The sequence below is a fragment of the Streptomyces odontomachicola genome (assembly GCF_039605595.1).
GTDB lineage: Bacteria > Actinomycetota > Actinomycetes > Streptomycetales > Streptomycetaceae > Streptomyces.
On the sequence record NZ_JBCFOK010000017.1, the window covers coordinates 11,882 to 32,209 of the forward strand.

The window sequence follows — 20,328 nt, forward strand, 5'->3', positions numbered from 1 at the left end:
GCACGGGGCCCGGCCGCTGAGGGATCAGCGAGTGTCCGGGCCTAGCCGGATACTCGTACGGCGATGGCGTCGCCGATCTCGTCGGTGCTGCGGGTCGTGCCCGCACGCTCGGCGAGGTCCGCCGAGACGGCCTCCTCGATGCGGCCCGCCTCGGCCTCGTACCCGAGGTGCCGCAGCAGGAGCGCGGTGGAGAGCACCGTCGCGGTGGGGTCGGCCTTGCCGCTGCCCGCGATGTCCGGGGCCGAGCCGTGCACCGGCTCGAACATGGACGGGAACTCGCGGGTCGGGTTGATGTTCCCCGACGCGGCCAGGCCGATGCCGCCGGTGACGGCGGCGGCGAGGTCGGTGAGGATGTCGCCGAAGAGGTTGTCGGTGACGATCACGTCGAACCGCTCCGGGTCGGTGACCATGAAGATGGTCGCCGCGTCCACGTGCAGGTAGTCGGTGGTGACCTCGGGGTACTCCGCGCCGACCTTGTCGAAGAGGTTCTTCCACAGGTGGCCGGCGTGCACCAGCACGTTGTTCTTGTGGACGAGGGTCAGCTTCTTGCGGGGCCGGTTGTTCGCGCGCTCGAAGGCGTCACGGACGACCCGCTCGACGCCGTACGCGGTGTTCACGCTGACCTCGTTGGCGACCTCGTGCGGGGTACCGGTGCGGATCGAGCCGCCGTTGCCCACGTACGGGCCCTCGGTGCCCTCGCGGACGACCACGAAGTCGATGTCCGGGCGGCCCTCCAGCGGCGTCTCCGTGTTGGGGAACAGCTTGGAGGGGCGCAGGTTCACGAAGTGGTCGAAGGCGAAGCGGAGCTTCAGCAGCAGGCCGCGCTCCAGCACCCCGGAGGGCACGCCCGGGTCGCCGATGGCGCCCAGCAGGATCGCGTTGTGCTCCTTGAGCTGCTCCAGCTCGGCGTCGGTGAGGGTCTCCCCCGTCGCGTGCCAGCGCTTCGCGCCGAGGTCGTAGTGCGTGGTCTCCAGCTTCACGTCCTGCGGCAGCACCGCGGACAGGACCTTGAGTCCCTGGGACACGACTTCCGGGCCGATTCCGTCACCGGGGATCACTGCGAGGCTGATGCTGCGAGACATGCCGTGGACACTACTCCTCGTCCCAGGCCATGACACAACCCCGTCCATATTGCGGACGCCCGGACCGGTGGGCGTGTGGGCGAACGGACCGGCAGACGGGTGCAGTTCACCGCGTGTATGACGCAGATACTTCCCGTCGTCGCCGCCCGCTGCGACCTTGCAGGTCATGACGACTGCGCGCGATCTACCGAACATGGGGATTCCCGCCCGGCTCGCCGAGCGGATGACCATGGCCGAACAACACGCGTACCTGCGCGAGAAGTTGACCCGCAACAAGGTCTCGCGGCGCGGGGTGCTGCGCACCGGGAGCATCGTCGGCGCGGGCGCGCTGGGCGGCGCCGGCCTGGTGGCGGCGGGCGACGCGGCGATGGGCGCCCCGGAGTCAGGGCCAGGACCCGCGCCGGCCGCCTCCCCCACGCGCGAGGTGGACGGCGCGCTGGTCGCGCCCTTCGGCCGCCACCTGGCCTTCGGCGCCGACCCGAAGACCCAGATGCGGATCTCCTGGCAGGTCCCCTTCGCGGTGCGCAAGCCGTACGTACGGGTCGGGCTGCGGCCCTGGGAGCTGAGCCAGAAGATCGAGGCCGAGGTGCGGGAGCTCAGGACGCCCTCGCTGTCGAAGAAGCTCCCGGAGGTCGAGCAGTTCTACCTGCACGCCGCGCTGGACGGGCTGCGGCCCGGCACCACGTACTACTACGGCGTGGGCCACGAGGGCTTCGACCCCGCCTCGGCCGAGCGGCTCTCCACCATCGGCTCGTTCACCACGGCGCCGGCCGCGGCGGATGGCGCCTTCGTCTTCACGGCCTTCGGCGACCAGGGCGTCAGCTACGACGCGCTGGCGAACGACCAGCTCATCCTGGGCCAGAACCCGGCGTTCCACCTGCACGCGGGCGACATCTGCTACGCGGACGACGACGGCCAGGGCAAGGAGTCCGACCACTACGACGCGCGGGTGTGGGACCAGTTCCTCGCGCAGACCGAGTCGGTGGCGGCGCGGGTGCCGTGGATGGTGACGACCGGCAACCACGACATGGAGGCCTGGTACTCGCCGGACGGCTACGGCGGGCAGGCCGCGCGCTGGACCCTCCCGGACAACGGCCCGGACGCGAAGAAGGCGCCCGGGGTGTACTCCTTCGTCTACGGCAACGTCGGCGTGATCGCGCTGGACGCCAACGACGTCTCGTACGAGATCCCCGCCAACAAGGGCTACACGGACGGCGCCCAGACGCGGTGGCTGAAGCGGACGCTCAGGGAGATGCGCGATTCGGGGAAGGTCGACTTCGTGGTGGTCTTCTTCCACCACTGCGCCTACTCCACCAGCACGCACGCCTCGGACGGCGGGGTGCGCGACGCGTGGGTCGAGCTCTTCGAGGAGCACCGGGTGGACCTGGTGATCAACGGCCACAACCACGTGTACGAGCGCACCGACCCCGTACGCGGCGGGCAGCCCGGCAGGAAGCTGCCGGTGGGCGGCAGCACGGACCCGGCGCGGGACGGCACGGTGTACGTCACCGCGGGCGGCGCGGGCAAGAAACTCTACGACTTCCCGGTGCCCGACAGCTACGAGGGCCACGTGAAGGACCGCGACAGCGTGCGCACCTTCCACTGGACCGAGGACAAGGCCGAGAAGCCGGAGGAGGTCGAGTGGTCCCGGGTGCGCTACACGGGCTTCTCGTTCATCGGCGTACGGTCCGACCCCGGCGCGCAGGGCCGCTCACCGGCGCTCACGGTCACCGCGCTCGCGGAGAGCGGCGAGCGGGTGGATCACTTCGTGGTCGAGCGCCGGGCTAGCTGAGGCGGCTGGGGGTGCGGGGGTCGGCCCCCGCAGTGCCGCAGCGTGGTCGAGCGCCGGGCTAGCTGAGCGGGCTCAGGGGCTGAGCCGTCTCAGATGAGCCGTCTCAAGGGGCGGACAGGCTCAGTGGCCCGTCTCGCCGCCGTTGTCGCGGCGGTCCAGGGCGCGCTGGAGGGCGGCCGCCGCGTTGCGGCGGTCGTTCTCGCGGGCCGTACGGGCGGCGGAGAGGCGGCGGGCGCGGGGAGCTGAGGTGTGGGCGCGGCTGGTGGTCGCAGCAGTCATGGCGGTCTCCTTAACGCAGGCACGCACCGAAGGACGTGCGGAAGGGAGTGCAACGCGCCGGAAGGGGCGGGGACTTGGGTGCGGCAGGGGTCACCTGCTCCGGGCACCCGTCTCATCCGCCGGTCGCTGGTCGGAGCGAGACGTTCGGCTTCCTACAAAGGTAGAAGCCGAGGGCCATGATGTCTCCCCAATTACTTGGGCTTCCTACTATCTGAGACGAACGCCACTCGCGCGGCGATCGCCGCTCGCACCGCAGACGGCCGAGCCCGGCGTCCCTAGACTGCGCCGCCATGACTGATGATCAACAAGGGCCCGCGGCCCAAACCCCGGAACAGCCCGGCCTGTTCGAGACCATGTCGACGATGCGGGCCATGCGGCGGCTCAAGCCGGACCCCGTACCCGACGAGCTGCTGGAGCGGCTGGTGCAGGCGGCGGTGTGGGCGCCGAGCGGGTCCAACCTCCAGCAGTACCGGTACGTGGTGGTGAAGGACCGGGAGGTGATGGCGCGGCTGGCGCCGCTGTGGAGGCGGTGTGTGAACGCCTATCTGGGCTCGGCGGGCAAGGCCACGCCGCCGACCATGGACCCGGACGCCTACCGGCGGATGGTGGCCGCGATCGAGTACCAGCGTGACCACTTCGAGGACACTCCGGCCCTGGTCATCCCCTGCTACCGCTACCAGCAGCCGAAGGGGAGCCTGGAGGGGCTGCGCGCGATGAAGGACGCGCTGGGCGCGGGGGCGCTGCTGCGGCTGATGCGGAGCAACGTGTTCGGGTCGATCGCGGAGTCCTCCAGCATCTACCCCGGGGTGCAGAACCTGCTGCTCGCGGCGCGCGGGCTGGGGCTCGGGGCGACGATGACCGTCTGGCACCTGATGCTGGAGCGGGAGTGGAAGCAGGCGCTGGGGATTCCGCGGGAGTTCAACACCTTCGCGGTCATTCCGGTGGGGTGGCCGAAGGGGAGGTTCGGGCCGGTGAGCCGGGTGCCGGCGCGGGAGGTCATGCACGTCGACGGGTGGTGACGGGACGGGCCCGGCCCCCGTGGGGAGGCCGGGCCCGTGGCGCACGGAGTGGGCTCAGCCCATGTGCGGGTACGGGTAGTCCGTCGGGGCCACCGCGGTCTCCTTGATGGCGCGCGGGGAGGACCAGCGCAGCAGGTTGAACTTCGAGCCCGCCTTGTCGTTCGTGCCGGAGGCACGCGCGCCGCCGAAGGGCTGCTGGCCGACGATGGAGCCGGTGGGCTTGTCGTTGACGTAGAAGTTGCCGGCGGCGAAGCGCAGCTTCTCCGAGACCTTGTCGACGACGGCCCGGTCCTTGGCCAGGATGGCGCCGGTCAGGGCGTAGGAGGAGACGGACTCCATCTGGTCCACGACCGCGTCGAAGTCGCCGTCCTCGTAGACGTGCACCGCGATGATCGGGCCGAAGTACTCGGTGTGGAACACCTCGTCCTCCGGGTCCGAGCAGGTCAGCACGGTCGGGCGCACGAAGTAGCCGACGCTGTCGTCGTAGGTGCCGCCCGCGACGATCTCGCAGTTGCCGGCGGCCTTCGCGCGGTCGATCGCGGCCTTGTTCTTGGCGAAGGCGCGGTCGTCGATGACGGCCGACATGAAGTGCGACAGGTCGGTCGGGTCGCCCATGGACAGCCCGTCGACCTCGGCGGCCAGCTCCTCCTTGAAGCCGCTGTCCCAGATGGAGCGCGGGATGTAGGCGCGGGATGCGGCCGAGCACTTCTGGCCCTGGAACTCGAAGGCGCCGCGGGTGATCGCGGTCTTCAGGACGGCCGGGTCGGCGGTCGGGTGGGCGACGATGAAGTCCTTGCCGCCGGTCTCGCCGACGATGCGCGGGTAGGACTTGTAGCCCTCGATGTTCTCGCCGACGGTCCGCCACAGGTACTGGAACGTCTTGGTCGAGCCGGTGAAGTGCACGCCGGCCAGGTCCGGGTGCGGCAGCGCGACCTCGGAGACGTCCTTGCCGTCGCCGGTGACCAGGTTGATGACGCCCTTGGGCATCCCGGCCTCCTCCAGCAGCTCCATCAGCAGGATCGCCGAGTGGGTCTGCGTGGGGGACGGCTTCCAGACGACCACGTTACCCATCAGGGCCGGGGCGGTCGGCAGGTTGCCCGCGATCGCGGTGAAGTTGAAGGGCGTGATCGCGTAGACGAAGCCCTCCAGCGGACGGTGGTCCATCCGGTTCCAGACGCCCTTGGGCTGGATGGGCGGCTGCTCCTCCAGGATCTGGCGGCCGAAGTGCACGTTGAAGCGCCAGAAGTCGATGAGCTCGCAGGGCGCGTCGATCTCGGCCTGCTGCGCGGTCTTGGACTGGCCCAGCATCGTGGAGGCGGCGATCCGCTCGCGCCACGGGCCCGACAGCAGCTCGGCGGCCTTGAGGATGATCGCCGCGCGGTCGTCGAAGGACATCGCGCGCCAGGCCGGGGCCGCCGCGAGGGCCGCGTCGATCGCGTCCTGCGCGTCCTGCTTGGTCGCGGTGCCGTAGGTGCCGATGACGGCCTTGTGGTTGTGCGGCTGTACGACGTCGACACGCGCGCCGCCGCCCATGCGCTTCTCGCCGCCGATGGTCATCGGCAGCTCGATCGGGTTCTCCGAGAGCTCCTTGAGCTGCTGCTCCAGACGGGCGCGCTCGGGGCTGCCGGGCGCGTAGGTGTGCACCGGCTCGTTGTACGGGGCGGGGACCTGGGTCACAGCGTCCATGGCTGCCGTGCTCCTTCGGGTTCGGGTGCGGAGGTCTTACGGGGGTTCGTACGGGGTCGTGCGGGGCCTGCGGTGCGCGCGGCCTGGCGGGTCAGCCCTTGGTGGCCAGCGAGCGCAGGAAGAACGCCAGGTTGGCCGGGCGCTCGGCGAGACGGCGCATGAAGTAGCCGTACCAGTCCGTGCCATACGGGACATAGGTCCGCATCCGGTGTCCCTCGGCCACCAGCCGGTCCTGCTCCGCCTCGCGGATCCCGTACAGCATCTGGAACTCGTACTGGTCGGGCTTGCGGCCGGCGCGGTGCGCCAGCTCCTGCGCGATGGCGACCATGCGCGGGTCGTGCGAGCCGACCATCGGGTACCCCTCGCCGGCCATCAGGACCTTGAGGCAGCGCACATAGGCGAGGTCCACCTCGCGCTTGTCCTGGAACGCGACCTCGGCCGGCTCCTTGTACGCGCCCTTCACCAGCCGCACCCGCGAGCCCTCGCCGGCGAGCCTGCGGCAGTCCTCCTCCGTACGGAAGAGGTAGGACTGCAGCACGGCGCCGGTCTGCGGGAAGCGCTCCCGGAGCTTCCCGAGGATCGCCAGCGTGGAGTCGATGGTGGTGTGGTCCTCGGCGTCCAGGGTGACCGTGGTCCCCGCGGCGGCCGCGGCCTCGACGACCGGCAGCACGTTCTCGTACGCCAGGTCCTCGCCGCCGTGCAGCGCCTGCCCGAAGGCGGAGAGCTTCACGGACATCTCGGCGCGCGGACCCAGGTGCTCGCCGGACAGCGCCTCGGCCAGGGCCAGGTAGGCGTCCCTGTTGCGGAGGGCCTCGGCCCGGTCGGTGATGTCCTCGCCCAGATGGTCGAGGGTGACCTCGAGACCGCGGCCGGTCAGCGAGCGGACCGCGTCGAGGCACGGGTCGAGCTCTTCGCCCGCCACGAACCGGTTCACGACGGGGCGGGTAACCGGCGCGGCCGACACGGCGCGGCGGATGCTGTCGCTGCGCGCGGCGGCGAGAAGCACGGGACCCAGCACGGGCACCTCCTCGGATGTTCTTGTCATGGCAGAGAAGCCACCCAGAAGTTAAGGATCGCGCCGTCCCCGCCACCATCGACAGGTGTCACGCATCCGTGGCCCGTATCTCAGACAGCTGTATGAGAATGGTCCACTGATACCGAGGATGTACCTGAGGGTGCCGCCCTGGAAACAGCCGCGGAAGCCTCGTACCCGAACAGGCGGGGCACCTCGGCACATGCCGGGACGGGCCGGGACGGACAGGAGGCGGCACGAGCGCCATGCGCGAGGACTACCAGGCGCTGATCGACGAGGTCAGCACGCTGCTCGGGAAGGCGGCCACGCTGGAGGGCAGGGACTTCGGGCTGATCGCCTTCGGCGCCCACGAGGGCGCGGACGAGGGCGGCGGCGACCCCTCGCTCAGCCTCGACTCGGTGCGCACCCGCACCATCCTCCAGCGCAGGTCGACGGCCGAAGTGCGGGCCTTCTTCGAGAGCTTCGGCATCGCGCGCGCCACGGCCCCCGTACGCATCCCGCCCGACCCGGCGGCGGGACTGCACGGGCGGCTGTGCCTCCCGGTGCGGCACGGCGGGACCGTGTACGGCTACATCTGGCTGCTCGACGACGGCGAACTGGAGCTCACCGACCCGCGCTTGGACGCGGCGATGACGACGGCCGCCCGGATCGGCTCGCTGCTCGCGGGAGAGGCACGCGCCGGTGCGCGCCGCGGCGAGCTCCTGCGCGAGGCGCTGACCGGCCCGGCACGCGAGCGCGAGACCGCGATGGCCGAACTCCGCGGCGCCCTGGGCCCCTCGGGCACCGGACCCGTGGCCCTGGTGGCCGTGCTGCCCTGGACCCCGGCGGAGGGCGAGGAGCACTCGGGCGTCGCCGGCGTCCCCAATGTCGCCGCCGGCAGCGCCGTCGCTGAGGCGCGCGGCGGGACCGACGGCTATGCGGCGCTGGTGCGGCTGCGCTCGGCCGACGGTCTCGGCCCCGCGTGTACGGCGGCCGAGCGGCTGCTCAAGTCGCCCCAGTCACAGGGGCGTTCCCCCTCGGGAGGCCCTGAGGACGGCCGCGCGGGGGCGGGGGTGAGCGCGCCGCGCAACGGGCTCGGCGAACTGGCGGCCGCCTGGCGGGAGGCGACAGCGGCGGCAGCGGCGGCGCGCGCCGAGCCCCGGCTCGGGCCGGTCGCCGAGTGGACCTCCATCGGCCCGTACCGCCTGCTGTCCGCACTGCGCGCCGAGCACGGGGGCAGTGCGGAACAGGACCCCGCGGTGCACACGCTGCTGCGTCCGGCGCACCGCGAAATGGCGCGCACGGCCGAGGTGTTCCTCGACTGCGCGGGCCAGGCGGGGCGTACGGCGGCGGCGCTCGGCGTGCACCGGCAGACCCTCTACTACCGGCTGGCCCGCGTGGAGAAGCTCACCGGACTCGACCTGGACGACGGCGAGCACAGGCTGCTCCTGCACATGGCGCTCAAGTCGGCCCGGCTGTAGGGCGACTGCCGAGACTGCTCCGCGGCGAGACCGCGGCGACACCGCGGCGAACCGGCGAGGACCGCGCGGTGAGCCCCGGCGGAGCCCGGCGCGCCCCGGGCGCGCGCCGCGCCGGGAACGGCTTGGTTGCCCCCTGCCCCTCACCGCTGGTGTGCGCGATGATACGGAGCGCAGTCACCGGAGGAGGGGTTCACGTTGACGACCGAGGCCAGGGGCACTGCGGCGGCGGACGAGGCGGTGGTGGTGGGTGCCGGGATCTCCGGTCTGCTCGCGGCGCACGCGCTGGCCCGGCGCTTCACACGCGTGACGGTGGTCGAGCGGGACGAACTGCCCGACGGCGCGCCCGGGTTCCGCGCGGGAGTACCGCAGTCGAGGCACGTGCACGTGATGTGGTCGCGCGGCGTCCGGGCACTGGAGGAGCTGCTGCCGGGCATCGTCACCGAGCTCAAGGAGGCCGGGGCCGTCATGGTCGGCGCCCCGCAGGAGATGCGCTGGCTCTCCCCCGCCGCGTGGTTCGACGGCGTACGGGGCTCGCACTATCTGTCCGTCTCGCGCGAGGTGCTGGAGTCCACGCTGCGCCGCAGGATCGCGAGCCGGTCAGCCGTCACCTTCCTGCCCCGCCACGAGGTGATCGGCCTCGACCCGGCAGGGGACACGGGCGCGGTCGGCGGCGTACGGCTGCGCGAACGCGGCAGGGAAGGGCGGGAGTCCACGCTGCGTGCGGGGCTGGTGGCGGTCGCCGGCGGGCGCAGCTCCCGGGTCACGGAGTGGGTGCGGCAGCTCGGCTGTCCCGCGCCGCTGACCGAGCGGTTCGACGCGCACCTCGGCTACTCCTCGCGCTACTACAGGCCGCCGGCGGACACGGGTCCGTGGAAGGCGATGTACGTGCAGGGCAATCCGGAGCTGCCGCGCGGCGGCGTGATCGTCCCCATCGACGGCGGGCGGTGGCTGGTCACGCTCATCGGACAGGGCGAGCACAGGCCGCCGACCGAGGAGAAGGAGTGGCTCGCGTTCGCCTCCTCGCTGCGCTCCGAGGAGCTGGCCGAGGCGATCAGCGGTGCCGAGCCGCTGTCGGACGCGGTCTCCTACCGGGCGACGGCGAACGAATGGACCCACTTCGAGCGCGCGAAGCGCTGGCCGCGCGGGCTGCTGGTGACCGGGGACGCGCTGTGCCGCTTCAACCCCGTGTACGGGCACGGCATGACGGTCGCCGCGCTGCAGGTCCAGGTGCTCTCCCGCCGGATCGCGGCGCGCTCGCCCGCGGAGATCGCCGCACGGGCGCGGAAGACGCAGCGGGCCCTGGCGAAGTGCCCGCGCGCCGCCTGGGCGATCGCCACCGGGGAGGACTCCCGCTATCCGGAGACGGACGGGCCGCGCCCCGGCCGGCTCGCCAGGGTGCAGCAGGACTACATGGCACGGGTGCTGACCGCGGCCAACACCGACCCGGTGGTGGCCGAGGCGTTCTTCGCCGTGCTGTCGCTCAACCGCCGCCCCGAGACGCTGCTCGCACCGCGGATCGCGGCAAGGGCCCGCCGCCGCGCCTGACCGGGGCGCCGCCCTGCGCCGGCACACCGGCGTACGCCGCACACGCCGGGCCCGGTCCCGTACGACGGCGGAGTCGCGGACGACGGCGGGCCCGGCCGCCGCGGCAGCCGGGCCCGTCCGTTCCTTGGGGCGACCCGCGGGTCAGTCCGTCAGGTTGACGCTCTTCGCCGAGGTCGCGCCGATCTCGCCCTTGATCTCGGTGAGGGTCGGGGCGGGGATGGTGTCGTCGACGGTGAGGGCCACCAGGGCCTCGCCGCCCACCGTCGCGCGGGAGACCTGCATGCCCGCGATGTTGATGCCCGCCTCGCCGAGGATGCGGCCGACGGTGCCGACCACGCCGGGGCGGTCGCCGTAGCGCAGGAAGGCCATGTGGTCGGTGAGCTGGAGGTCCACGTCGTGGTCGCCGACGCCGACGACCTTCTGGTGGTTCTTCGGGCCCGCCAGGGTGCCGGACACCGAGATCTCCTCGCCGTTGGAGAGGGTGCCGCGCACGGTGACCATGTTGCGGTGCTCGATGGACTCGCTGGAGGTGGTGAGGCGGACCTCGACGCCGCGCTCCTGCGCGAACAGCGGGGCGTTCACATACGAGACGGTGTCGTCCACGACGTCCTCGAACACGCCCTTCAGCGCGGAGAGTTCGAGCACCTTCACGTCGTGCTGGGTGATCTCGCCGTACACCTCGACGTCGAGCCGCACCGCGACCTCGCCCGCGAGCGCGGTGAAGATGCGGCCCAGTTTCTCGGCGAGCGGCAGCGCGGGGCGCACGTCCTCGGCGATGACGCCGCCCTGGACGTTCACGGCGTCCGGGACCAGCTCGCCGGCGAGCGCCAGGCGCACCGACTTGGCGACCGAGATGCCCGCCTTCTCCTGCGCCTCACCGGTGGAGGCGCCCAGGTGCGGGGTGCACACGACCTGGTCGAACTCGAAGAGCGGGGAGTCGGTGCAGGGCTCGCTCGCGTACACGTCGAGACCGGCGCCCGCGACGCGGCCCTCCTTGAGGGCCGAGGCCAGGGCGGCCTCGTCGACGATGCCGCCGCGCGCGGCGTTGATGACCCGCACGTTGGGCTTGACCTTGTGCAGCGCCTCGTCGCCGATCAGGCCGAGCGTCTCCGGGGTCTTGGGGAGGTGCACGGTGATGAAGTCGGAGACCTCGAGCAGCTCGTCGAGGGAGAGCAGCTTCACCCCCATCTGCGCGGCGCGTGCCGGCTGCACGAAGGGGTCGTACGCCGCGACCTTCATGCCGAAGGCGGACATCCGCTGGGCGACGAGCACGCCGATGCGGCCCAGGCCCACGACGCCGAGGGTCTTCTCGCTCAGCTCGACGCCGGTGTACTTGCTGCGCTTCCACTCGCCGTTCTTCAGCGCCGCGTTGGCCTGCGGGATGTTCCGCGCGGTGGCGACGATGAGGCCGCAGGCGAGCTCGGCGGCGGTGACGATGTTGGAGGTCGGGGCGTTGACCACCATCACACCGGCCTTGGTGGCGGCGGGAACGTCGACGTTGTCGAGGCCGACGCCCGCGCGGGCGATGACCTTGAGCTTTCCGGCGGCTCCGATGGCCTCGGCGTCCACCTTGGTGGCGGAGCGGACCAGGATCGCGTCGACCTCGGCGATCGCGGACAGCAGTTCGCCGCGGTCCGCGCCGTTGCATTGGCGGATCTCGAAGTCCGGGCCGAGTGCGTCCACGGTGGCGGGCGAGAGCTCTTCGGCGATCAGTACTACGGGCTTGCTCACGTGGTCTCCAGTCCTGACGGATCACCTCCGCCGCGACAGAGCGGCGGAGCTCGACGGCCGAGTCCCGTACGGCCGTGAGAACGGTGGAGGGTCATCATCCCCGCACACCCCCGATGCGGGGCAGAGGGCACTCTCCCCGTGGGGCGCGCGCAGGGGGCAGACGCACGACGCTGTGAGCCTGTGACGCGCTGCATTGCTTGCGCTGTGCAGTGTATATAGCGACAGCCCTCAGGAAGAGGGGCCCTCAGAAATCGGTCACTCTCGTGCGGGGCCGGGTGCACATCAGTGCACCCGGCCCCTCTTGCGCGGAGTGTCCCGTTACGGACGCCTGTCCCGGCGCCCTTACGGGGTGGAGGCTCAGGCCTCCTCGTCGACCCAGCTCATGAGGCCGCGCAGCTTCTCGCCGGTCTTGGCGAGCGAGCCCTCGGCGTCCTGCTTCTTGTACTCGTTGTACTTCGGCAGGCCCGCCTTGTACTCGGCCATCCAGTTGGTGGCGAAGGAGCCGTCCTGGATCTCGCCGAGGATCTTCTTCATCTCGGCCTTGGTGCCGTCGTTGATGACGCGCGGGCCCGAGACGTAGTCGCCCCACTCGGCGGTCTCGGAGATCGACCAGCGCATCTTCTCCAGGCCGCCCTCGTACATGAGGTCCACGATGAGCTTCAGCTCGTGCAGGCACTCGAAGTAGGCGATCTCCGGCTGGTAGCCCGCCTCGACCAGGGTCTCGTAGCCGGCCTTGACCAGCGCCGAGGTGCCGCCGCAGAGCACGGCCTGCTCGCCGAAGAGGTCGGTCTCGGTCTCCTCGGTGAAGGTGGTCTTGATGACGCCCGCGCGGGTGCCGCCGATGGCCTTGGCGTACGAGAGCGCCAGGTCGAAGGCGCCGCCCGAGGGGTCCTGCTCGACGGCCGCGATGCACGGGACGCCGCGGCCCTCCTCGTACTGCCGGCGCACCAGGTGGCCCGGGCCCTTCGGGGCGACCATGCACACGTCGACGGTCTCCGGGGGCTTGATGAAGCCGAACCGGATGTTGAAGCCGTGGCTGAAGAACAGGGCGTCGCCGTCCTTCAGGTTCGGCGCGATGTCCTTCTCGTACACCTCGCCCTGGATCGGGTCCGGGACCAGCACCATGATGACGCTGGCCTCCTTGACCGCCTCGGCCGGAGTGGCGACCTTGAGCCCCTGCTCCTCGGCCTTGGCGCGGGACTTGGAGCCCTCGTGCAGACCCACCCGGACGTCGACGCCCGAGTCGCGCAGGGACAGCGCGTGGGCGTGGCCCTGGCTGCCGTAGCCGAGAACCGCGACCTTGCGGCCCTGGATGATGGACAGGTCGGCGTCGTCGTCGTAGAACAGCTCGGCCACTTCGGATATCTCCTCAGAAATCAATGGGGGTTGTGCGGCCCAACCTAGTCCGGCCGGGCGGGGTTCGGGGACCTCGGGGCGCCTCAGGCGGAACGCTCTATGGCACGCAGGCTCCGGTCGGTGATGGAGCGGGCGCCGCGCCCTATGGCGATGGTCCCCGACTGGACCAGCTCCTTGATGCCGTACGGCTCCAGCATCTTGAGCATGGCGTCGAGCTTGTCGCTGCTGCCGGTCGCCTCGATGGTGACGGCTTCCGGGGAGACATCCACGGTCTTGGCGCGGAAGAGCTGGACGATCTCGACGATCTGGGAGCGGGTCTCGTTGTCCGAGCGCACCTTCACCAGAACGAGTTCGCGCTGGACCGCCGAACCGGGTTCCAGTTCAACGATCTTGAGCACGTTGACGAGCTTGTTGAGCTGCTTGGTGACCTGCTCCAGCGGCAGGTCCTCGACCTGCACCACGATGGTGATGCGGGAGATGTCGGGGTGCTCGGTGACGCCGACGGCGAGCGAGTCGATGTTGAAGCCGCGGCGGGAGAACAGCGCGGTGATCCTGGCCAGGACGCCGGGGGTGTTCTCCACGAGGACGGAGAGCGTGTGCTTGGACATGGGGTTGGTGGCTCCTCTTCCGTACTGGTCCTCGTCGGCCCGTCAGTCTTCGTCGTTGTCGCCGAAGTCGGGGCGCACCCCGCGGGCCGCCATGACCTCGTCGTTGGAGGTGCCGGCCGCGACCATCGGCCAGACCATCGCGTCCTCGTGGACGATGAAGTCCACCACCACGGGCCGGTCGTTGATCGCGTTCGCCTTCTCGATCACCGCGTCGAGCTGCTCGGGGTCCTCGCAGCGGATGCCGACGCAGCCCATCGCCTCGGCCAGCTTCACGAAGTCGGGGACGCGCGTGCCCTGGCAGCGCTCCCCCTCTTCCCCGTCGTGCAGCTTGGTGTTGGAGTAGCGCTGGTTGTAGAAGAGCGACTGCCACTGGCGGACCATGCCCAGCGCGCCGTTGTTGATGATCGCGACCTTGATCGGCACGTTGTTGAGCGCCGCGGTGACCAGCTCCTGGTTGGTCATCTGGAAGCAGCCGTCGCCGTCGATGGCCCACACCGTGCGCCCCGGCTGCCCGACCTTGGCGCCGAGCGCGGCGGGGACCGCGTAGCCCATGGTCCCCAGCCCGCCGGAGTTCAGCCAGGTCGCGGGCTTCTCGTAGTCGATGAACTGCGCGGCCCACATCTGGTGCTGGCCGACGCCCGCCGCGTACACGGTGTCCGCCGGGGCGAGCTGCCCGATCCGCTGGATGACCTGCTGCGGGGAGAGCGAACCGTCCTCCGGCAGGTCGTAGCCCAGCGGGTAGGTGTCGCGCCAGCGGTTGAGCTGCGTCCACCAGCCCGGGTAGCCGGCCTTGGCCTCCTCGCCCGCGGCGCCCGCCTCCTGGTCGGCCTGGACGGCGACGATCAGGTCGGCCAGCACCTCGCGCGCGTCCCCGACGATCGGCACGTCGGCTGTGCGGTTCTTGCCGATCTCCGCCGGATCGATGTCGGCGTGCACGATCTTCGCGTACGGGGCGAAGCTGTCCAGTTTCCCGGTGACCCGGTCGTCGAACCTGGCGCCCAGCGCGACGATCAGGTCCGCCTTCTGGAGCGAGGTCACCGCGGCCACCGTGCCGTGCATGCCGGGCATCCCCAGGTGCTGCGGGTGGCTGTCGGGGAAGGAGCCCAGACCCATCAGGGTCGTGGTGACCGGGGTCTTGGTGAGCTCGGCCAGCACCTTCAGCTCGGCGGTCGCGCCCGCCTTGAGCACACCGCCGCCGACGTAGAGGACCGGGCGCTGCGCCTCGGCGATCAGCTTGGCGGCCTCACGGATCTGCTTGGCGTGCGGCTTGGTCACCGGGCGGTAGCCGGGCAGCTCGGTGGTGGTGGGGAAGTGGAAGACGGTCTGCCCCTGGAGCGCGTCCTTGGCGATGTCCACCAGGACCGGGCCCGGGCGCCCCGTGGCCGCGATGTGGAACGCCTCCGCGATGGTGCGCGGGATGTCGTCCGGGTCGCGGACCAGGAAGTTGTGCTTGGTGACCGGCATCGAGATGCCGCAGATGTCCGCCTCCTGGAAGGCGTCCGTGCCGATGGTGTGCGAGGCGACCTGCCCGGTGATCGCGACCATCGGCACCGAGTCCATGTGCGCGTCCGCGATCGGGGTGATCAGGTTCGTCGCACCGGGGCCCGAGGTCGCCATGCACACCCCGACCCGCCCGGTGGCCTGCGCGTAACCGGTGGCCGCGTGGCCCGCGCCCTGCTCGTGGCGCACCAGCACGTGACGGACCTTGACCGAGTCCATCATCGGGTCGTACGCGGGGAGAATCGCTCCGCCCGGGAGACCGAATACGGTGTCGGCTCCGACCGCCTCGAGGGAACGGATGAGGGACTGCGCGCCCGTCATCCGCTCGCCGGTGCCGGCCGGTGCGGCCTGCTGCTGGTTTCCGCCGTTACGGGCCCGCGGCTGCGGCTTGGGGGCCCCGGTGGCCTGCTCGGTCATCGCTGTCTCTTCCCGGAGAGTGAGGCGTGAGGTGAGGGTTCGAGAGGTGCTGGTGCAACAAAAAACCCCCCGTGCCGTGAGGCAAGCGAGGGGAGCGCGCCGCTGAGGTCGCGGGGTGATGTGTGACCCCGGTCAGCCGACGCGCTGTCCAAGTACGAGAATTCCGGTGCGCATGGCACTGACCTTCTCCCCGTCAAGTACCGGGTGTCAAGTGGGTGGGACGGGCGTCTCAGTATTCGAGCGCATCGGGGGAATACCGGCCGGTTCCCCCACCGTGGCCGGATCCGGCACTTCTCCCCCATCTCCCGCGGCGACCCACGGGGGCAGCGTCTCGCGCCCCTCCTTGTGCCGTACGGGCAGCGCCCCGGCGACCACGACGGAGCGGCCCTTGTGCTCCTCGGGTACGGGGTAGATGCCGCGGTTCAGCGCGTGCCGCAGACGGTGCTCGTCCAGCGCGCCGGAGAACACCGCGCCCTGCCCGTGCGTGCAGCCCAACTCGCGGAGCGCGCTGACCTGCTCGGGCAGGTCCACGCCGTCCGCCACGGAGGTCAGGCCGAGGTCGCCCGCGATGCGCAGCAGCCCCGAGGTGATCTTCCGCTGGCGCGGCGACTCGGCGAGGCCGTCCACCAGGCCGCGGTCCAGGCGCAGGATGTCCACCGGCAGCTTGCGCAGCGCCGACAGGGCCAGATAGCCGCTGCCGAAGCCGTCCAGCGCCAGGCAGACGCCCATCTTGCGGAGCGCGGCCAGCCGCATCTCCAGCTCGTCGAGCGGGATGCGCGGATCGCTGTCGGACAGCTCCAGTATCAGAGCTCCAGGGGGCAGGTCGTGGCTGCGCAGCATCGCCTCGACCGAACTCAGCGACAGCGAGCGGTCGGTGAGCCTGCGCGCGGGGAACCGCACGATCACCGGGACCGGGTGCCCCGCGCGGTGCCGGGCCGCGGCCTGCGCCGTCGCCTCCTCCAGCAGCCAGCGGCTCACCTCGGCCGCCTTGTCGCCCTGCGCGCGGTCGGCCGGACCGCCCTCGGCGCCCTCGGTGCGCAGGAATTCGGCCGGGGTGAAGAGGATGCCCTGCTGGGAGCGCCAGCGCGGCTGGGCCGCCACGGCGGTCACCTTGCCGCTCGCCAGCTCCACCACCGGCTGGTGCAATAAGGCGAACTCGCCGTCGTGCAGCGCGCTGCGCAGCCTGGTGGCCAGCTCGGTGCGCTTGACCACCTCGGCCTGCATCTGCGGTGCGTACAGCTCGACGCGGCCCTTGCCCGCCTGCTTGGCGCGATACATCGCCAGGTCGGCGTTGCGCATCAGGGCGCTCGGCGAGATGCCGGGCTCGGCGAAGGCGATGCCGATGGAGGCGGCCACCCGCACCTCGGTGTCGCCCTCGACCTTGTACGGCTCGGAGAGGGTCACCCGCAGGCGGTCGGCGATCTCGTGGATGCGCAGCTCGCGCTCGGCGTGCGCGTGCTTGCTGGGGTCGCTGTCGCCGAGGATCAGCACGGCGAACTCGTCGCCGCCGAGACGCGCGGCGGTGTCCCCGGCCCGCACCGACTCCTGGAGCCTGCGCGCGGCGTGCACCAGGAGCTCGTCGCCCGCCTGGTGGCCGACGGTGTCGTTCACCGCCTTGAAGCCGTCCAGGTCGATGTAGAGCACGGCGGCCTCGCTGTCGCCGCCGCGGCGCCCGGAGAGCGCCTTGCGCACCCGCTCGGTGAACAGGGAGCGGTTGGGCAGGTCGGTCAGCGCGTCGTGCGAGGCGTTGTGCTGCAACTGCGCCTGGAGGCGCACGCGTTCGGTCACATCGCGGCTGTTGAAGATCAGCCCGCCCTGATAGCGGTTGACCGTGGACTCGACGTTGAGCCAGTGGCCCGCGCCGTGCCGCACCCGGCACTCGATCCGGGTGGAGGACTCGCTCTCCGGGGCCGCCGCGAGGAACCTGCGCAGCTCGTGCAGCACCCGGCCCAGGTCCTCCGGGTGGATGAGGGAGGCGAGCTCGGAGCCCACCAGGGCGTCGCCGTCCCGTCCGTACACCCCAGCGGCGGCCGGCGAGACATAGCGCAGCACCCCGGTGGACGAGGCGATCATGATGACGTCGCTGGAGCCCTGCACGAGGGAGCGGAAGTGGTTCTCCTTCTGCGCGAGCTCCTGGGTGAGGGTGACGTTGTCGAGCAGCATGATGCCCTGGCGCACCACGAGCGCGAGGACCACGGTGCACCCCGTGAACAGCACCATCCGGTCGATGTCGCGGCCGTCCAGGGAGTTGTAGAGGATCCCCAGCGTGCAGACGGCCGCGGCCAGATACGGGGTGAGCGCGGCGAGCGAGCCCGCGATGGGGCGTCCCGGCAGCGCGGGGTGCCCGCTCCCGGGCCGCGGGGCCGCGGCGGGCGAGGGGTCGCCGGCGCGCAGCACCGCGTCGTGCGAGGCGGCCGAGGCCGCATACCGCAGGCTGCCGTCGGCGCGGCGCGCGGAGTCGCGGCGCCCCGCCTCACGCGAGGCGGCCCACGGCGCATACGCCAGCAGCAGCGAACCGGCGAACCAGCCCGCGTCCAGGAACTGCCCCGAGCTGTAGTGCTGCTGCATCAGCGGCGAGGTGAACAGCGCGTCGCACAGCACGGTCAGCGCCAGCCCGCCGATCGCGGTGTTGACCGCGGTGCGGTGCGCGGACGAGCGCCGGAAGTGCAGCGCGAGCACCATGCTGACCAGCACGATGTCCAGCAGCGGATAGGCCAGGTCGAGGGCGGCTCCGGCCACCGACTCGCCCTGCCCGTACGCGGTGTGCGCGAGGGCGAGGGACCAGGAGAGGGTGAGCAGCGAACCGGCGATCAGCCAGGCGTCCAGGCTCAGGCACACCCAGCCGGCGCGCGTGACGGGCCGCTTGGCCAGGACCAGTAAACCGATGATGGCCGGGGGCGCGAAGAGCAGGAAGCAGAAGTCGGCGGCGGAGGGGCGGGGCAGCGGCTCGTTGAGCACGAGCTCGTACCACCCCCAGATGGCGTTGCCCGCGGCGGCCATCAGCGAGGAGATGCCGAACAGCACCCAGGCGGGGCGCGCTCCGGAACGGGAGCGCGAGCCGGGCCTGCAGCGGGCCCGCGCGAACCACAGGCAGGAGGCGGCGGCCAGCAGCCCCGCGATCGCCAGCCCGAAGTCGCCCATGAACAGCGCGACCTGCCGGGAGCCCCAGCCCACAGCGGCGCCGACGGCATAGCCGCCGCAGAGCACCACGAGGGTCAGCTGCGGGACCAGGGCGGGGCGGCCTCGGCGGCCGCCGCCCTTGCTGCGCCCCGGCCTGCGGCGCGCGGCGGGACCGGGCTCGGGCTCGGCCCCGGGCGCGTCCACGGTGCCGAAGGGCGCCAGGAGTTCACGGGTTTCGCCGGGGCCCCTGGTGTCCCGTGCGGCGGGACGGGGGCCGTGCGGGAGGGTCCGGGTCCGATAGCGGCCCTGCTCGGGGACCGCGCCGTGCACACTCATCGCGCCCCCCGACGGGACGGGGGCTTCCCTGCGCACACCGGCCTCGGCGTGCGCCGCCTGCGCCCCTGCGAAGGCCGTCCCGCGGGCCGTGACACCGCCGCGGCCTGCGGCTTCTTGCGGTGCCGCCGGTGCTCCCCGCGAACGGGCCCGTGCTCTCCACGGAGCCCACGGCGGAGCCGGCGACCGATCCCGTACCGGGTCCGGAGGTTCGTCCATTGGCCGTGCATTCGCCCGCTGCCCCCCTCGTGTCCGGGTAACGCCCCCGTCGGGACGATACACCAGATCCGTCACTCAGGGACATAGTTACGATACGGACCGTGACGACCAGGGCCGTTGCGGGTGCACGGAGCGTCCTGCCGGGCCAAGGGCCGCTTACCGGCTGCCCGTTGGGCCGTCCGCTCACTCCGCGACGGCCACCGTGTGCGCGAGCTCCGCACCGGCCGCCCAGCGCTTCAGCTGCTCCCTGAGCAGCCGCTTGGCGCGGGGCAGGAACGCCGTGGTCGGGCCGCCCACATGCGGGGTGATCAGCGCGTTCGGTGCCTGCCAGAGCGGGTGCCCGGCGGGCAGCGGCTCGGGGTCCGTGACGTCCAGCGCGGCACGCAGCCTGCCCGAATCCAGCTCGGCCAGCAGGGACTTGGTGTCCACGACGCCGCCGCGCGCGACGTTCACCAGCAGGGCGCCGTCCTTCATGCGGGCCAGGAAACCGGCCCCGGCCAGGCCACGCGTCTCCTCGGTCAACGGGGTGCACAGGACCACCACGTCGGCGGCGGGCAGGAGTTCCGGTAGGCGCGCGAGCGCGTGCACGGGCCCGCGCGCGGACTCGCGCGCCGTGCGGGCGACCCGGGTGATCTCCTCGACCTCGAAGGGGAGCAGCCGCTCCTCGACGGCCGCGCCGATCGCTCCGTACCCCACGATCAGCACCGACTTGTCGGCGAGTGCGTCATATGTCCCGGGCGCCCAGCGCCCCTCGTCCTGCGCGCGGACGAAGCCGGGCAGGCCGCGCAGCGAGGCGAGGGTGAGCGTGAGGGCGAGCTCGGCCGTACTCGCGTCGTGCACACCGCGTGCGTTGCACAGCAGGGTCCCACGCGGCAACTGCGGGACCGCCGGGGCGACATCGTCGATGCCGGCGGTGAGGGTCTGCACCACCCGCACCTGCGTCATCCGCTCCAGCGGCCGTACGGAGACGGCCTGTCCCCTCATGTACGGCACGACGTAGAAGGCGCAGCGGGCCGGGTCGGCGGGGAACTCCTCGCCGCCGTCCCAGAAGCGGTACGTGAGCGAGCCGGGGAGCCCGTCGATCTCTTCGGGCGGGATGGGCAGCCAGACCTCGGAGGCGGTGTCTGCGGCGGGCGTGGTGACCATGC

Annotated in this window: 14 protein-coding genes; 4 read left to right on the plus strand and 10 right to left on the minus strand. The window is 71.8% G+C overall.

The features are described from left to right. Positions 1–41: 41 nt before the first annotated feature. Positions 42–1,082 (minus strand): 3-isopropylmalate dehydrogenase, encoded by a 1,041-nt coding sequence (locus tag ABEE00_RS27560; RefSeq protein ID WP_345748402.1) that lies wholly within the window; start codon positions 1,080–1,082, stop codon positions 42–44. Between the two features lie 166 nt (positions 1,083–1,248). Between ABEE00_RS27560 and ABEE00_RS27565 the strand changes: the two genes are divergently transcribed. After that, a complete protein-coding gene (locus tag ABEE00_RS27565) occupies positions 1,249–2,874 on the plus strand; it encodes a purple acid phosphatase family protein (RefSeq protein WP_345748403.1) in 1,626 nt (541 codons plus the stop codon). A 120-nt stretch (positions 2,875–2,994) separates the two neighbouring features. On the opposite strand, the gene ABEE00_RS27570 is transcribed toward ABEE00_RS27565, so the two are convergent. After that, complete coding sequence (locus tag ABEE00_RS27570; protein WP_345748404.1) at positions 2,995–3,153, minus strand: hypothetical protein; 159 nt, start codon at positions 3,151–3,153, stop codon at positions 2,995–2,997. A gap of 353 nt (positions 3,154–3,506) precedes the next feature. Here ABEE00_RS27570 and ABEE00_RS27575 point away from each other — a divergent pair, with 353 nt between their 5' ends. Continuing rightward, positions 3,507–4,172: a nitroreductase family protein gene (locus tag ABEE00_RS27575; RefSeq protein WP_345748557.1), complete on the plus strand. Its 666-nt coding sequence runs from the start codon at positions 3,507–3,509 to the stop codon at positions 4,170–4,172. Positions 4,173–4,226: 54 nt separating this feature from the next. Here ABEE00_RS27575 and pruA read toward each other — a convergent pair whose 3' ends face one another. Continuing rightward, complete coding sequence (pruA, locus tag ABEE00_RS27580; protein WP_345748405.1) at positions 4,227–5,858, minus strand: L-glutamate gamma-semialdehyde dehydrogenase; 1,632 nt, start codon at positions 5,856–5,858, stop codon at positions 4,227–4,229. Positions 5,859–5,949: 91 nt separating this feature from the next. Then, the gene (locus ABEE00_RS27585; RefSeq protein ID WP_345748558.1) at positions 5,950–6,876 is read right to left on the minus strand and encodes a proline dehydrogenase family protein; all 927 of its coding nucleotides are present in this window, start codon (positions 6,874–6,876) and stop codon (positions 5,950–5,952) included. A gap of 260 nt (positions 6,877–7,136) precedes the next feature. Here ABEE00_RS27585 and ABEE00_RS27590 point away from each other — a divergent pair, with 260 nt between their 5' ends. Both ABEE00_RS27590 and ABEE00_RS27595 read left to right on the plus strand, forming a co-directional pair. Continuing rightward, positions 7,137–8,351, plus strand: coding sequence for a PucR family transcriptional regulator (locus ABEE00_RS27590; RefSeq protein ID WP_345748406.1), 1,215 nt, complete (start codon positions 7,137–7,139; stop codon positions 8,349–8,351). 195 nt (positions 8,352–8,546) lie between these two features. After that, entirely contained in the window at positions 8,547–9,896 is a 1,350-nt protein-coding gene (locus tag ABEE00_RS27595; RefSeq protein ID WP_345748407.1) for an FAD-dependent oxidoreductase, read from the plus strand. Between the two features lie 141 nt (positions 9,897–10,037). Here ABEE00_RS27595 and serA read toward each other — a convergent pair whose 3' ends face one another. The 6 genes from serA to ABEE00_RS27625 all read right to left on the minus strand — a co-directional run bounded on the left by serA (position 10,038) and on the right by ABEE00_RS27625 (position 20,326). Next, entirely contained in the window at positions 10,038–11,627 is a 1,590-nt protein-coding gene (serA, locus tag ABEE00_RS27600) for a phosphoglycerate dehydrogenase (protein WP_345748408.1), read from the minus strand. 357 nt (positions 11,628–11,984) lie between these two features. Continuing rightward, positions 11,985–12,983 (minus strand): ketol-acid reductoisomerase, encoded by a 999-nt coding sequence (gene ilvC, locus ABEE00_RS27605; RefSeq protein ID WP_345748409.1) that lies wholly within the window; start codon positions 12,981–12,983, stop codon positions 11,985–11,987. A gap of 83 nt (positions 12,984–13,066) precedes the next feature. Further along, positions 13,067–13,591: an acetolactate synthase small subunit gene (gene ilvN / locus ABEE00_RS27610; RefSeq protein WP_345748410.1), complete on the minus strand. Its 525-nt coding sequence runs from the start codon at positions 13,589–13,591 to the stop codon at positions 13,067–13,069. Positions 13,592–13,633: 42 nt separating this feature from the next. Beyond that, positions 13,634–15,508: an acetolactate synthase large subunit gene (locus ABEE00_RS27615; protein ID WP_345748411.1), complete on the minus strand. Its 1,875-nt coding sequence runs from the start codon at positions 15,506–15,508 to the stop codon at positions 13,634–13,636. Between the two features lie 207 nt (positions 15,509–15,715). Continuing rightward, complete coding sequence (locus tag ABEE00_RS27620) at positions 15,716–18,964, minus strand: putative bifunctional diguanylate cyclase/phosphodiesterase (protein WP_345748412.1); 3,249 nt, start codon at positions 18,962–18,964, stop codon at positions 15,716–15,718. Positions 18,965–19,363: 399 nt separating this feature from the next. Continuing rightward, a complete protein-coding gene (locus tag ABEE00_RS27625; RefSeq protein WP_345748413.1) occupies positions 19,364–20,326 on the minus strand; it encodes a 2-hydroxyacid dehydrogenase in 963 nt (320 codons plus the stop codon). Between the last annotated feature and the right edge of the window lie 2 nt (positions 20,327–20,328).

What these genes read in the sequence shown, in the direction of transcription:
- ABEE00_RS27560 (WP_345748402.1), bottom strand. Translation starts at nt 1,082, where the DNA reads ATGTCTCGCAGCATCAGCCTCGCAGTGATCCCCGGTGACGGAATCGGC.
- ABEE00_RS27565 (WP_345748403.1), top strand. Translation starts at nt 1,249, where the DNA reads ATGACGACTGCGCGCGATCTACCGAACATGGGGATTCCCGCCCGGCTC.
- ABEE00_RS27570 (WP_345748404.1), bottom strand. Translation starts at nt 3,153, where the DNA reads ATGACTGCTGCGACCACCAGCCGCGCCCACACCTCAGCTCCCCGCGCC.
- ABEE00_RS27575 (WP_345748557.1), top strand. Translation starts at nt 3,507, where the DNA reads ATGTCGACGATGCGGGCCATGCGGCGGCTCAAGCCGGACCCCGTACCC.
- pruA (WP_345748405.1), bottom strand. Translation starts at nt 5,858, where the DNA reads ATGGACGCTGTGACCCAGGTCCCCGCCCCGTACAACGAGCCGGTGCAC.
- ABEE00_RS27590 (WP_345748406.1), top strand. Translation starts at nt 7,137, where the DNA reads ATGCGCGAGGACTACCAGGCGCTGATCGACGAGGTCAGCACGCTGCTC.
- ilvN (WP_345748410.1), bottom strand. Translation starts at nt 13,591, where the DNA reads ATGTCCAAGCACACGCTCTCCGTCCTCGTGGAGAACACCCCCGGCGTC.
- ABEE00_RS27615 (WP_345748411.1), bottom strand. Translation starts at nt 15,508, where the DNA reads ATGACCGAGCAGGCCACCGGGGCCCCCAAGCCGCAGCCGCGGGCCCGT.
- ABEE00_RS27620 (WP_345748412.1), bottom strand. Translation starts at nt 18,964, where the DNA reads ATGAGTGTGCACGGCGCGGTCCCCGAGCAGGGCCGCTATCGGACCCGG.
- ABEE00_RS27625 (WP_345748413.1), bottom strand. Translation starts at nt 20,326, where the DNA reads ATGGTCACCACGCCCGCCGCAGACACCGCCTCCGAGGTCTGGCTGCCC.